This is a genomic window from Halarcobacter ebronensis, from assembly GCF_013201825.1.
Lineage (GTDB): Bacteria > Campylobacterota > Campylobacteria > Campylobacterales > Arcobacteraceae > Halarcobacter > Halarcobacter ebronensis.
Window position 1 is genome coordinate 3140415 of sequence record NZ_CP053836.1, and the last position, 14143, is coordinate 3154557.

The window sequence follows — 14143 nt, forward strand, 5'->3', positions numbered from 1 at the left end:
TTTTATATTCCAAAAATTATAGAGGTATTGTTTCCGCCAAAGGCAAAAGAGTTACTAAGAATATAAGATATTTTTGATTCTTTTACCTCTTTTGAGTAATTCACCCCTTCAATATCTACTCTTTTCAATCCCTTATTCGATGGAACAATCTGTTTTTGTAAAATAAGAGTCGAGATAATAGCTTCCAATGCGCCAGCTGCTCCTAAAGAGTGTCCTGTAATAGATTTGGTAGAAGAGACCAAAGGTTTTTTCTCTTTAAATAGTTTTGATATTGCAATTAGTTCAGAGGAATCATTTGCTAAAGTACCAGTTCCATGTGCATTTATATAATCTATCTTATCTTCTGTAATTTTTGCATCCAATAAAGCATTTTGCATAGCTTTCATAGCCCCTATGCCTTCTGGATGAGGCTGAGTCATATGGTGTGCATCGGAACTGTATCCAACGCCACAAACCTCTACACTGTTACTATTACTTCTATTATCTTGAATTAATAAAACTGCAATTGCTTCAGAAACATTCATTCCCTCTCTATCTTTATCAAAAGGGGTACAAGGTTTTGAAGAGAGTACACTAAGGGCATTAAAACCACATACGGTTGTATAAGATAAAGAGTCAGCTCCCACTACTAAAACATTTTTGTAAATACCTTTTGAGATAACCTCTTTTGCATAACCAACTGCATTTGCACTTGAAGTACATGCGGTTGAAAAAGAGATATCATCATAAAAATCAAACTCCTCTTTTATCCAAGTTGCAATGGTATCTATGCCATGATATTTGGGGTCAATATTTTCATAACTTTTATCTTTGAAAAACTGTTCTTCTGAAGTTTTCATTCCACCAACAGAAGAGCCAACTACCAAAAAAGTATTTTTAAAATCCTCTAAATTTGAGTTATTTAAAACTTTTTGACACTTTTGTATTAACAACTCTTTAAAACTTTTTGAAGAATCTATTTTACCAAGGGCAAGCTCTTTGTCTTTGATATAGGTTTTATCTATAGTAATTGTCTCTTTTTTTTTACAAATACTTTCAAAAAGCTCTTGGGAATTTTTTCCAGCACAAGAGATTGAAGCAAAACTATTTATATATGCTTTTTTATTTATTGTCATTTATATATTTAAATAGATTGTTTACAGAAGCAAAAATTGTATTATACTCTGCTGGATTATTTATCTTAACACCATACTCTTTTTCTATAATAAGTACTAACTCAATTGAGTCAACAGAGTCCAGTCCTAAACCTTCATCACCAAAAAGTGTAGAGTCATTTTCAATATCTTCTGGTGTGGTGTCTTCTAAATTTAATCCTTCGATTAATATCTGTTTAAAACTGTTAATATCCATTTTCATAAATGTTATACCTTGATGTGTGATTATTATTTAAGAGCCAAATTATATAATTGCAATGCTTATAAGATATTTATATAGGCATATATGGGCTTTTTTTAGGTATTATTTAGTATATATTAAATATAATTTTTTATTATTCAAAGAAAAAGAGTATTATGCTATTTAGTGATTTATTTAAAATAATAAAAAACAATAATGAATTTTCATTCGAAATTATGCTGTGTGACGAGTGTCATCCAATATTTAAAGCCCACTTCCCAAAAAATCCAATTTTACCTGGTTTTATTCAAATTGATATCTCAAGCTATCTATTTAATCTAAACTTTACAAAAATAAAAAAAGCAAAATTTTTGGATACTTTATTGCCTAATGATAGCGTAGTAATAAATCTATATAAAGAGAAAAAAAGAGTCGAACTAATAAAAAATTCTAAAAAGGTGTCAGAGTTTATTTATGAATAAAATTGCCGTTGTTGTGCCAACATATAACAACTTTAATACTATTAATGATGTTATAAAAGATATTTTAAAATTTGGTTATTTAGCTATTGTTGTAGATGATGGTTCATCTACTAATTTAAAAGAGATTTTACCCAATGATGAAAACCTCATTTTACTAAGACATGAGATAAATAGAGGAAAAGGTGCCGCAATTACAACCGGTGTTCAAAAAGCAAAAGAGTTGGGATATGAGTATGTAGTTACTATGGATGGAGATGGTCAACACTTAGCCAATCAAATTAAGTTACTTGTTGATAACTATAGCGAAGATACTATTATTATAGGCGCTAGAAATTTTGATATCTCAAATGTTCCAAATGGCTCAAAGTTTGGTAGATGGTTTAGTAATTTATGGGCCTGTTGGGATACAGATCAAATAATTACTGACTCCCTGTCAGGATTTAGAATCTACCCTACTTCAATACTAAACTTAGATATTAAAACCTCTAGATTTGATTGGGAGATGGAAGTTCTTGTAAAACATGCTTGGGCAAAAAAAAGGATAAAAGAGGTTATTGTAGAGTGTTACTATCCAAAACCTGAAGAGAGGGTTAGCCACTTTAAAAAGTTTGGAGATACAATGGCTATTGTATGGGTTCATGTTCAAATGTTGCCTTTTAAATGGTTAAAAACTATTTTCAAAAAAATCACATTTCAAAGATAAAATGCATACAAAACAAAGAGGCAGCGGATGGAGTATAAAATTAGTCTATAATCTATATAGACTATTTGGATACAAGTTTATATATTATCTTATGTATCCCGTAACTTTTTTCTATTTTATCTTTGCAGGAAATGTTAAAAATGCTCTAAGAATCTACTATGCAAACCTCTCTTTGCCCTTTAATAACTGGATATATTTCAATCATTTAAGAATGTTTGCCATTTGTATGGTGGATAGATTTATTTCAAAAGTATCTCCTAACTCTTATACTTTTATAATTGAAAAAAGAGATGAGCTTGAAAAGAGTTTAAGAAGTGGTTTAATAATGCTTCTATCTCACTATGGAGGTTGGGCAACCTCATCAAATTCGGCAAAAGTAGCAAACAAGCTTAATATTGTAATGAAAGAGGTTTTATTAAAAGAGATAAAATCTATAGAAGAGTCTATAAGCAACGAAGTAGAGAATATCAATATTATTGACTTAAATGAAGGAGGCCTTAGCTCTTCAATACAAATAGCTAATGCCTTACTAAATGAAGAAGTGGTTGCAATGATGGCAGACAGGGCAAATGATAAGAAACATACAAAGAGTATGGAGTTCTTTAAAAAAAGTGCCTCTTTTAATAAAAACCCATTTCAAATTGCCTATAAAATGGCTAAACCTATTATTCTCTTTTTTGTAATAAATGAAGGCTTACAAAAGTATAGAGTTGAATATTTAAAACTTGAACTTGATAAGACTTTAAAAGAGGAAGAGGCTATAACTAAAGCTATGGAAGAGTATGTACAAGTATTTGAAAGAATACTAAAGAAAAATCCAAACCAATGGTTTAATTTTTATAATTTTTGGAGAGAGTAAATTGCAGTTAATTGTTGATACAAGATATATAAGTTTAGAGGAGATTTCAAAAGCCTCTAAAATAAAGATTTCTGAAGCTAAAGATTTTGTTGAGCATATTGAAAAAACACACACTTTTTTAATGCAGCAAATACGAGATGGTAAACCTATTTATGGTATTACTACAGGATATGGAGCAAGTGGGAAAAACTATGTAACATATGAAGATAGTATGAAACTTCAAGAGAATCTTTTTAGTTTTCATGGTTGTGGAGTAGGTAAAGATTTATCCTATGAAGTTTGTAGATATGCAGTAATTATGAGAACTATCTCTTTGTCAAAAGCAAGATCTGCTGTTAGTTTTGAGCTACTTAAAAGACTTGAGCTTTTAATTCAAGAGGATATTATTCCTGTGATTCCAAGTCAAGGCTCTGTTGGAGCAAGTGGAGATTTAACCCCTCTTTCATATATTGCAGCTGTTATTGCTGGTCATAGAGAAGTTTACTTTAAAGGTGAAATAAAGGAGACAAAAGAGGTTTATGAGGAGTTAAAAATACCTGCCTATGTTTTTAAACCCAAAGAGGCTTTGGCAATAATGAATGGTACAACTGTAATGAGTGCTATTGCATTAGATGCTATTGAGAAGTTTGAGACAATCTTAGATTCAATGGAGTCTTTTGTTGCAGGAATGTTTGAAGTCCTTTTAGGAGATGATACTCCTGTTGCACCTTTTGTACATGACTCAAAACCTTTTAGTGGACAAATAGAGTGTGCAAAAAATATAAGAGAAAAAATAGAAGGTTCTAAGTTAACCCATGGAAGAGATGATAGATATGACAAATTCTTTGCAGATAATGACTTAAATATTCAAGATACCTACTCTATGAGATGTGCCCCACAAGTTTTAGGAGTGGTTAGGGACAACCTTCTTATCTCAAAAAAATGGGTAGAGACAGAGATAAACTCTGTAAATGATAATCCTCTAATTGATGGTGAAAATGAGAAAATCTATACTTCAGGTAATTTCTATGGAGGTTATGTGGCTCATGCTATGGATACTCTTAAAATATGTGCGGCAAATTTGGCAGATCTGTTAGATAAAGAGTTTGCACTTTTGGTTGACCATAAATTCAATCGAGGTTTGGGAGAGAATTTAAAACTCTCAAAAGAACCTTTTTATCACGGCTTTAAAGCTATGCAAATAACTCTAAGTTCACTGAGCGCTGATGTTATAAAAAATACAACAGCAGCTTCAATTCACTCAAGACCAACTGAGTCTTTAAATCAAGATAAAGTATCTATGGGAACAACTGCTGCAAACGATTTTGCAAAAATGATTCCAGATTTAAACAATATGTTAGGAATTGCCTTTATAGGTATGGCTCAAGCAGTTGATATTAGAGGAGTAAAAGAGGTTTCACTCCATCTGAAAAATATCCATAGTAATATAAGAGAAGAGGTTGAACCACTTTTTAAAGATAGAAGAATGGATAAAGAGATAAAAAAAGTTGTAACTTTATTAGAGAAGAAAAAGTTTATATAAAGAGAAGAAAATGGACAAAAAAGTATTAGTAACAGGAGCAACGGGGAATATTGGTGAAGCAATAGTAAAAGAGTTTGCCAAAAATGGTTTCTTTGTATATATTCACTATAACAGTAATCAAGAAAAAGCTAAACAAATCTTAGAAGATATAAATAACCAAGGTGAACTTATAAGCTTTGATATGAAAAATAAACAAAGCATTAAATCTACTTTGGAAAATCTTGAAGTTGATGTTCTTGTAAACAATGCTGGGATTATAAAAGATTCTCTGTTTTTCTTTATGGAAGATGAGCAGTGGGAAGATGTTATTAATACAAACCTAACTGGACTTTATTATGTTACTAAAACTATCTCAAGGGAAATGATAAAAAACAAAAAAGGTAGTATTGTAAATATAGCCTCAATCTCAGGGGTTTGTGGAAATAGCGGGCAAACAAACTATAGTGCAAGTAAAGGTGGTGTAATTGCTTTTACAAAAACCTTATGTTTAGAGCTTGGAAGATACAACATTAGAGTAAATGCTTTAGCCCCAGGTATTATAGACTCACAGATGGTTGAAAATATTCCAAATCTAAAAGAGTTAAAAAAAAGTATCCCTTTAAATAGATTTGGTACATCTCAAGAGGTTGCAAAAGCGGCATATTTTTTAGGAGTTGATGCAACATATATTAGCGGTGAAGTTTTAAATATTAGTGGTGGGATGGTAAGATAGTTGAACCTTTTAATCTCAATTGTTTATGCCCCTATTGTAATCTATTTATTAAACAATTTTGATATAAAGAAATCTGCTCTATTTATCTCTTTTTTCTCCTTTTTGTGGTTTGTTTTTATAATAAAAAAAGCGGAAAAAAAAGAGTTGGTTTTTCCTGTTTTATACCTTATTATAGGTCTTGTTACTTATTTTTTAAATAGTAGTTTTAGCCTAAAACTGACCCCTTTGCTCTTCTCTCTTCTAATTAGCTTTTTTATACTCTATAGCTATTTGATAAAAGAGTCATTTATCTTTATTTTTCTAAAAAAACTTAAAATAGAAGTAGCTGAAAATGAAAAAATATATATTCATAAATCAACACTTTTTTGGTTTTTGTTTTCTATAATAAATAGTATTTGCCACTACATTATTTTATATACAAAAAATGATAATTACTGGATGTTTTACTCATCTATTGGTTGGTATTTCCTATTTTTTATTGCGGCATTTCTACAGTTTTTACATAGAAAACTTTTTTTTAAAGGTATATAGTGAAGGTTTTTATTTTACTTTTTTTCTCAATTCTTCTTTTGAATGCAAATACCATAAACTTCCAAGAGAAAAGATATATTGATGCCATAGGTCAAACAATTTTAAAAAAAGGCAAAATAGAATTTTTAGAGAATCAAACTATTCTTTCATACAATAACTTCCAAAAAAGTTTAATTGAAAAAGAGGGAGAACTTTTTGTAAAAGAGGGGAAAACCATTCAAAAACTAGACTCTTCAAATAAAGAGATTCTTAAAGTTGTTTTTCTTTTAATAAACACTATTTACAAAGACAATTTTACACTTTTAGATGAGTTTTTTACTGATGATTTTAAAGAGAACATCCATAGATTAACTCCAAAAACTCTTTTAAATGATTATATTGAGTATGTGGAGTTTAAGAAGAGTAAAAAGTTAGATTTCATAACTATAGTTATGAAAAACCAAGATACCATAACAATAGAGCAAAGTGATGATTAGATATTTAAATTACCTCTTTTTTATTTTACTTTTTTTGGTATTTTTCTCTTTTGATTTTAACAAAAAAATTTCCACAAATATGGAGAGTATCCTTCCAAACTCTCAAAATAAAGAGCTTTTAAAAGAGTTTTTAGAGCTTAATGCAAATAAAAAAATCTACTTTATTTTAGATGACAAAAAAAAGTTATCTTTAGAGGAGATCCGCAAAATTGAAGAGTCAATAGAAAAAATAGACTCTATAGAAAAAGTTCAATTTAAAAAAAATATTGAGCTTGAGAAATTTAAAGAAGAGTACAAAACATATTTCCAAGAGTTTGATGAAAATAGAATTTTAAATCTTAATATAAAAAAAGCTCTTACAGAGTATTACCAAGAGCTTACAAACTCTTTTTTAGTAAGCAATTTTGATAAAAATGATCCCCTAAATATTGTAAAAAAACAAAACTTTGACCTTGAATTAAAAAATGCACGAGTTTATAAAAAAGAGTATGGGTACCTTCTAAGTTATACTTTAAATAAAAATATCTCTTCACTAGACCAATATAAAAAGATATATAAAGAGATTAAAAAACTTGAAGAGAAGTATGAAGAACTAAAAAGTTTTTCTCCTATTTTTTATTTTGTTGAAAACTCTCAATATATAAAAAATGATGCTTCAAAAATAGCTTTAGTTGCAACTTCTTTACTTCTTGTTTTATATCTTCTCATCTTAAAAAATATCAAATTACTAATTAATACTCTTTTGGTTTTAGTTTCCTCTTCTTTTTTTGCCTCAATAGTTTTAATGACAATATTCAAAGAGCTCTCTATTTTTGTTTTGGTTTTTGGAATATCAATTAGCACCATTGCCATTGATTATATGTTTCATCACTACTTTCACAAAAACTACAATGAAAAAAAAGTTTTTAATAAAGAGGTTTTTTTAGGATTTTTTACAACTATAACTGTATTTTTTATTTTAAGTTTTAGTGGTTTTACTCTGCTTACTCAAATCTCATATTTTTCTATTCTTTCACTTCTTTATTCGTACCTAATTTTCTCTTTTGTTTTCCCAAAAATTGGTTTTGAGTTTAAAGAGGTAAAGAGTTTAAAACTAAAACTTCCTTCAATAGATTATAGATATTTTTTAGTTTTTTCTATTGTAGTTTTTACTTATTCTATTAACTCTTTAAACTTCAATTTTGATATAAAAGCTTTGGATTATGATAATAAAACTCTAAAAAAACAAGAGGATTTTTTTAGAAAAGCTCTTTTGATAGAAGAAAAAACAGTTGTTTTAATAAAAGCAAATACTATAGAGAAACTTCTTGAACAAAATGAAGAGATAAAAAGAGTTGATACAAGTTCAAACTCCCCTTTAGATAATCTTATAAGCCATAAAAAATTTAAAGAGAAACTAGCCTTCTTAGAGTCTATAAAATTAAAAGATATTCAAAAAGAGCTAAATATAGAGGCAAATATTCTTGGTTTTAAAAAAGGCTATTTTGAAGATTGTTACAACTATAAAACAACTCCAACCATATATACCTATAATACTTTACTAAAGATGGGAATTGATATAAAAAGAGTTGATAATAGTTTTATTAGCTATATTTTTATCTCAAAAGATAAAAGAGATGAGATACTAAAAAAAGAGTATGTTCACTCTTTAAGTATAAAAGATATGTTTGAACAACAGTTAAAAACAGATATGAAAAAAACCACTTATCTTGGTCTGGTTTCTCTCTTTTTAATTCTTTTTGTTTTTCTTATTTTTGCAAAAAAACAATTTATCTATACCTTAAGCTTTTTACTTTTCCCCCTATGTGTAATCATGCTTTATTTAAGTATGATTCAGATAAATATTCTACATCTATTTATGAGTTTTATTATTGTGGGAATTAGTATAGACTATGCAATATATTTTACAAAAAATCAAAGTGAATCTACAAAAAAAGCCATCTTTTTTTCTGCTTTAAGTAGCTTTGCTGGATTTGCTGTTTTGGTATTTTCAGATATACCTTCACTATTCTCTATGGGAATTGTAGCAACCCTTGGTATTGGTGCTATAGTTACTTTAATACTATTTCAAAAAGGTAAAAAATGACATTTAATGTTTTTAATGATGATGGTTCTATAAATAGACACAAAATAGAAAAAGAACTCTTTTATGATAAAGATTTAAAACATAGAGTCTCATATATAGGCTCACCAAAAAAAGAGATTAATGCCCTTAATTTTTTTAAATCCTATTTTAGTGAAGCAAAATCTATTCTTTTTGATAGTAGTAACCTTGCCATAAAAAATAAATTGGAGAGTCTAAATATTCCAGAGTTTGATAATAATAATAGAAGTGAAAATATCTTTAATGACAAAGATTTCTCTTTTTTATATTTCACCTCTGGTTCAACAGGATTTCCTGTTGGTGCTCTTAAAACAAAAGAAAATTTACTCTCAGAGATTGAAGTAACTACAAAATTTTTAAACCAATATAATATAAAAAGAGTTATTGTAACAGTACCTTTTGTGCACCTTTATGGAACACTTTTTGGACTTTTGTATCCTCTTTTAAATAACATTGAGATTATTATAAAAGAGCATTTTTTACCAAATGATTTATTAGATATTATAGAAAAGGACTCTTTGGTTATAACCACTCCACTATATATAAAATCATTAAATAGAGTTTTAGAGAACAAAGATTTAAGTGGTTCAATTTTTGTAACTTCAACTGCCCCTTTAATGCCTGATATTGCAAAAGAGTTTAATGAAAAATTTAATACAGATATAATACAAATTTTTGGTTCAACAGAGACAGGAGGGGTAGCTTATAAATACAATGATGACTCTTTTTGGACTCCTATGCAAAAAGTAGAAATCTCTAAAAATGAGAAGGAAGAGTTAAAAGTAGACTCCCCTTTTATCTCAAATTTACTCTATGAAAATGATTTTAAAACAACAAATCATCAAATACAAATGTTTGATTACATAGAGATAGAAAATGGCAAATTTAGGCTTTTGGGAAGAAGTTCTCAAATACTAAAAATTGCAGGGAAAAGATACTCTACAATTCAAATTGAAAATATTCTAGAAGAAGTAGAGGAGATTGAAAAAGCTCTAGTAAATGTAAAAAGAGAGAGTAACCATCTAAAAGAAGAGCTACTTTGTATAACTTTAGAAGCTAAAAAAGAGTTTAGTTTAAAAGAGATAAAAAATATTCTAAAAAAAGAGTTTACAAATCAAAACTTTGCAATTGAATTAAAGTATGTGGATAAAATAAAAGTTTCTAGTATAGGGAAAAAGTTGTTAATTTAGTACAAAAGTACTAAATTAACTAAAATATTACTCTAATGCAGAGATTTGTAATGTAATAGCATTTCTTAGGTTTTGAACCCATCCATTATAATTGTTATGAATTGTACCTTTTGTAGCATCATAGTTTAAGTTAGCACTATTTTTATAGTTAATTGAAAAACTATCATGTGTATATGGAATTTCAACCAAAGCCATATGAGTTCTAATATTTAATTGAGCCTCAGCCAATCCATCTTTTACTTTTCTTACTTGCCATCCTAAACTTAACCCAGCTGTTTTAATAGCTTTAAAGATTTTATCGTTAGTTACATCATTTTTCACTCGAGTTGGTTGCTCAACAACATTGTAAACAGCTGCAGTTCTACAACCTGTAAATAATAATAATGCAACAGAAATAATTGCTAAAACTTTGAATGTACTTTTCATTCTTATTCTTCTCCTAAAAATAATTTATATAATATTATCATACATATTATTAAATTGTTTTTTAGTGCTCACACACATTTTAAAAAAAATTATTTTAACTTAGTAAGAAAGTATAAACCAAAAAGTGTAAGAAGAAGTCCAAGCCATCCTAAAAGGTTTGGTAAAAGTGCTCCTAAAAATAGAACTTCACCAAATAGAGCAAAAAACACCTCTCCTGATTGGGTTGCATCCACAAGTATTAGTTTACTTGTTGTGTTTGCATGGTGTCTGGCATATAAAAATAGTGAAGTTGCAATTACTCCTGATAAAAGAGAAACCATAGCTACACTTATATACTGCCCAGAGCTAGGAACCCCTGGGTTTGTTACAAAAAATAGAATAACCCAAAAAGGGAAACTTCCAAGGGTGAGCAAAAATACTTTTATAAAGGCATTTTTAAATATTTTTGTATCTCCACCATTTTGCTCCCTTTTTACCTTTTGTTCCCAAACCATTTGGTTTCCTGTTGGGTACGAAAAAGCTGCAATCAAAACTGGGAAAAATCCTAAAAATAGAGCTTCTAAGTTATTTGTATCTATATGGCTTAGATTTACCAAAGATACCCCTATAAAAATTATAAAGGTGAAAAACCAAATCTTTTTTGATAGTTTTTTACCAAAAAAAGCCAAAACAAATAGTGAAGCCAAAATTGTCATCTGCCAAGTTGTTGCCACAACCCAAGCTGGTGAAAAATCAGCTGCATAACATAGAAGTGAATAAAAAAATCCAAACCCAATAGTGCCTGATATTGTCCAAAATCTAAAGTTATCTATATACTCTTTTAAAACATATTTTAAATATGAAAGCCCTCTAAAAAGAACAAAACCAAAGCCTATAAAAAGTACTGTGAATACAAATCTAAGTGCTGCACTCCAATACCAGTGTCCACCCTCAAGAGAAATGGCTCTATTTATTAAAAAAGTTGCAGAAAAAAAAGCGGCCGCTAAAAGTCCAATTATTAGTAAAAAAGAAGGGTTTGATTGAAATTTTTCTATTCTATTTTTTAACTCATTCAAAATATATCCTATTAAATAAAGTTTGGATTATACTATAAAATTTAACTAAACAATAATTTAATATTATTAAAATATATCCATTAAACAATTTTGTAAAATTAAATTCAAAGAATTTGACATTTTTAAAGTATAATTATCCAAAATGGATACAATAAGGCAGCTTATGAATATAAAAAAAGTAGTTAAATACACCTTTACAACTATTGTAGTTCTTATTTTGGCAACCTTTTTTTTAAACGGAATAATTTTAAATAAACTAAAAGAGAATAATGATTCAAGAAAAGAGATTTCAAAACTTGTTTTAATGCAAGAGAATATGAACCTTTTAATAAAAGATACAACTACAACTAATAACCAAGAGAGATTAAAATATATAAATAATGAGTTTTCAAAATATGAAAAAAGTTTTGAAGAGTTAAAAAATAGTTTAATGATAAGAGACAAAGATGATTTTTTAGATTTTTTTATAAAAGATATTCATAAAAATCCAAAAATATTAAAGCACTTAATTTTACTCTCTAAATCAGAAGTTGAGATAGAAGAGGGTTTTGAAAAGATTCATAATCTACAATCACAACAAATTAGACTAAAATCTCTATTCTCTGAAAATTATCCTAAAGAGAACCTTCTTAGAGAGAATATTGAAAAAGATATATTAAAAACTGAAGATATATTTTTGATTAAAAATTTCTCAGATATTAAATATTATAGTAAAGAGGTTCTTTTCCAATATAAAGAAAAAAAATATTTGGATACATGGATTGAAAAAATTCAAGCATTAAGTGAAGTTTATAATAATAAAAAACTATCTAAATATTTAGATACGGTGAAAACCCTTGGAGATTATGTAATAAAACTCAATGTTTTAGAGATAGAAGAGGAATCTTTACAAAATAATATCTATGAAATAATAAATAGGAATAAAGAACTAAATCTTAAAATTGAAGCGGAAATAGAAGCTATCACTTCATCTTTTATTACAAATACTTTTACTTTTATGATCCTATTACTTTTAGTTACTATTCTTATCATAATCTTATTGGCAATAAAAGTAAACAAAAATGTTGCACTTAGTTTTAATCAAGTAGAACAAAAAGTTCAAGAGGGATTAAGCACAATAAAACATTTAAATAATGAGATAGAAGAGACCCAAAGAGAAGTTGTTTTTACAATGGGTGCAATTGGTGAGAGTAGAAGTAAAGAAACAGGGAATCATGTAAAAAGAGTTGCAGAATATTCAAAAGTTTTTGCTTTATATTATGGATTAGCTAAAGAAGAGGCAGAAATGTTAAAACAAGCTAGCCCAATGCACGATATAGGAAAAGTTGCGATTCCTGACTCAATTTTAAATAAACCAGGTAGATTTGATGAGAAAGAGAGAGGAATAATGAATACCCATGCACTATTAGGTTATGAGATGTTAAAACACTCAAAGAGATCTCTTTTAAAATGTGCAGCAACAGTTGCTTACGAACATCATGAAAAGTGGGATGGCACAGGTTATCCAAGAGGATTAAAGGGTGAAGATATTCATATTTATGGAAGAATAACTGCATTAGCCGATGTTTTTGATGCATTAGGAAGCGATAGATGTTATAAAAAAGCCTGGGATGATGAAAAAATTTTTAATCTTTTCAAAGAGGAGAGAGGAAAACACTTTGATCCAAAACTTGTAGATATCTTTTTTGAACATTTAGATGAATTCTTAAAAATCAGAGAAACTTTCAAAGACAAAATGTAAAGAAATTGTCAAGAACAATTTCACCAATACTTGAAACTCTTCTTTTATACTTCTATTATGAAATATAAAAGGAGAAGGGATGAAAAACTTACTTATACCTGCAATAATAGCTAGTCTATCTTTTGGTAGTGTAATCGAAAATTATCTTACAGATTTAAAAAACGAAGTTATAAAAGAAAAGCCAAATTTTAAAAGCTTTGATATAAAAAGAGGGGAAGAGATTTTCACTTCAAAACATATTGGTAAAAAGGGCAAAGAGATCTCTTGTAGCTCTTGTCATGGAGTAGATTTAACAAAATCACATGAGAATTTCTTTACAGCTAAAGTTATTGAACCACTTTCACCAAATACAAATAAAAAGAGACTAACTCAAAAAAAAGAGATTGACAAATGGTTAAAAAGAAACTTCAATGATGTTTATAATAGAGAAGGAACACCTAAAGAAAAAGGTGATGTCCTAAGTTTTATTATGAGCAAATAGGAGAGAAAAATGAAAACAATATTTATATTTATACTTCTTATCTCAAGCCTTGTTGCAAGTGAATACAAATCTAAAGTTGCAGGAGTTGCTCCTGTAAATAATTCTCTTTATATAAAAGAGTGTGGAGCTTGTCATTTTGCCTATCAACCAGGACTTCTTCCAAGCAACTCTTGGAAAAAAATGATGTCAAATTTAGAGAGCCATTTTGGTGCAGATGCAACTTTAGCACAAGAAGACTTTGTTGCCATTTCGCAATACTTGGAACAAAATAGTGCAGAGAAGGCATATGCTTATAAAAGAAGCTATAAAATTGCAAATAGCATGAGAGATGACGGAACTATTATTGCCATTAGTAAAACACCATATTTTATAAAAGAGCACAAAGGAATACCAAAAAAGTATATTGAACAAGAGAGTGTAAAAGGTCTATTTAACTGTATAGCTTGCCATACTACTGCACAAAAAGGAATCTATTCAGAAAGAGATATTCTAATACCAAATTATGGAAGATGGGATGATTAAGGAG

The 14143-nt window shown here is 28.5% G+C and carries 16 protein-coding genes; 12 read left to right on the plus strand and 4 right to left on the minus strand.

Annotated features, from left to right (window positions below; genetic code table 11):
- Positions 1–2: 2 nt before the first annotated feature.
- Positions 3–1115 carry a beta-ketoacyl-[acyl-carrier-protein] synthase family protein gene (locus tag AEBR_RS15285; RefSeq protein WP_129085872.1) on the minus strand — a complete coding sequence of 371 codons (1113 nt, stop codon included), beginning with the start codon at positions 1113–1115 and terminating at the stop codon, positions 3–5.
- Positions 1102–1356, minus strand: a complete 255-nt coding sequence (locus AEBR_RS15290; protein ID WP_129085873.1) for a phosphopantetheine-binding protein — start codon at positions 1354–1356, stop codon at positions 1102–1104. Before AEBR_RS15290 ends, AEBR_RS15285 begins: the two co-directional genes overlap by 14 nt.
- A gap of 155 nt (positions 1357–1511) precedes the next feature.
- On the opposite strand from AEBR_RS15290, the gene AEBR_RS15295 reads away from it, so the two are divergent.
- Genes AEBR_RS15295 through AEBR_RS15335 form a run of 9 tightly spaced genes read left to right on the plus strand, consistent with a single transcriptional unit; the run spans position 1512 to position 9914 of the window.
- The gene (locus AEBR_RS15295) at positions 1512–1817 is read left to right on the plus strand and encodes an ApeI family dehydratase (RefSeq protein ID WP_129085874.1); all 306 of its coding nucleotides are present in this window, start codon (positions 1512–1514) and stop codon (positions 1815–1817) included.
- Positions 1810–2520: a glycosyltransferase family 2 protein gene (locus AEBR_RS15300; RefSeq protein ID WP_129085875.1), complete on the plus strand. Its 711-nt coding sequence runs from the start codon at positions 1810–1812 to the stop codon at positions 2518–2520. The genes AEBR_RS15295 and AEBR_RS15300 overlap by 8 nt, the downstream gene beginning before the upstream one ends.
- Before the next feature lies 1 nt (position 2521).
- Positions 2522–3379: an LpxL/LpxP family acyltransferase gene (locus tag AEBR_RS15305; RefSeq protein ID WP_129085876.1), complete on the plus strand. Its 858-nt coding sequence runs from the start codon at positions 2522–2524 to the stop codon at positions 3377–3379.
- Between the two features lies 1 nt (position 3380).
- Positions 3381–4901 carry an HAL/PAL/TAL family ammonia-lyase gene (locus tag AEBR_RS15310; RefSeq protein ID WP_129085877.1) on the plus strand — a complete coding sequence of 507 codons (1521 nt, stop codon included), beginning with the start codon at positions 3381–3383 and terminating at the stop codon, positions 4899–4901.
- A gap of 10 nt (positions 4902–4911) precedes the next feature.
- A complete protein-coding gene (gene fabG, locus AEBR_RS15315; protein WP_129085878.1) occupies positions 4912–5613 on the plus strand; it encodes a 3-oxoacyl-ACP reductase FabG in 702 nt (233 codons plus the stop codon).
- Positions 5614–6144, plus strand: coding sequence for a hypothetical protein (locus tag AEBR_RS15320; protein ID WP_129085879.1), 531 nt, complete (start codon positions 5614–5616; stop codon positions 6142–6144). It begins immediately after the preceding gene.
- Positions 6144–6620 (plus strand): hypothetical protein, encoded by a 477-nt coding sequence (locus tag AEBR_RS15325; protein WP_129085880.1) that lies wholly within the window; start codon positions 6144–6146, stop codon positions 6618–6620. Before AEBR_RS15320 ends, AEBR_RS15325 begins: the two co-directional genes overlap by 1 nt.
- Positions 6613–8706 (plus strand): MMPL family transporter, encoded by a 2094-nt coding sequence (locus AEBR_RS15330; protein ID WP_164969428.1) that lies wholly within the window; start codon positions 6613–6615, stop codon positions 8704–8706. The genes AEBR_RS15325 and AEBR_RS15330 overlap by 8 nt, the downstream gene beginning before the upstream one ends.
- The gene (locus AEBR_RS15335; protein WP_129085882.1) at positions 8703–9914 is read left to right on the plus strand and encodes an AMP-binding protein; all 1212 of its coding nucleotides are present in this window, start codon (positions 8703–8705) and stop codon (positions 9912–9914) included. Before AEBR_RS15330 ends, AEBR_RS15335 begins: the two co-directional genes overlap by 4 nt.
- Positions 9915–9941: 27 nt before the next feature.
- On the opposite strand, the gene AEBR_RS15340 is transcribed toward AEBR_RS15335, so the two are convergent.
- On the minus strand, positions 9942–10340 hold the full coding sequence (locus tag AEBR_RS15340) for a hypothetical protein (RefSeq protein WP_129085883.1): 399 nt from the start codon (positions 10338–10340) through the stop codon (positions 9942–9944).
- 89 nt (positions 10341–10429) lie between these two features.
- Complete coding sequence (locus AEBR_RS15345) at positions 10430–11395, minus strand: multidrug resistance efflux transporter family protein (protein WP_228712105.1); 966 nt, start codon at positions 11393–11395, stop codon at positions 10430–10432.
- Between the two features lie 163 nt (positions 11396–11558).
- On the opposite strand from AEBR_RS15345, the gene AEBR_RS15620 reads away from it, so the two are divergent.
- From AEBR_RS15620 to AEBR_RS15360, 3 genes are all read left to right on the plus strand, one after another.
- Positions 11559–13136 (plus strand): HD-GYP domain-containing protein, encoded by a 1578-nt coding sequence (locus tag AEBR_RS15620; protein WP_129085884.1) that lies wholly within the window; start codon positions 11559–11561, stop codon positions 13134–13136.
- A 79-nt stretch (positions 13137–13215) separates the two neighbouring features.
- Entirely contained in the window at positions 13216–13617 is a 402-nt protein-coding gene (locus AEBR_RS15355) for a DUF1924 domain-containing protein (protein ID WP_129085885.1), read from the plus strand.
- A 9-nt stretch (positions 13618–13626) separates the two neighbouring features.
- Positions 13627–14139, plus strand: coding sequence for a diheme cytochrome c (locus tag AEBR_RS15360; protein WP_129085886.1), 513 nt, complete (start codon positions 13627–13629; stop codon positions 14137–14139).
- Positions 14140–14143: the final 4 nt, after the last annotated feature.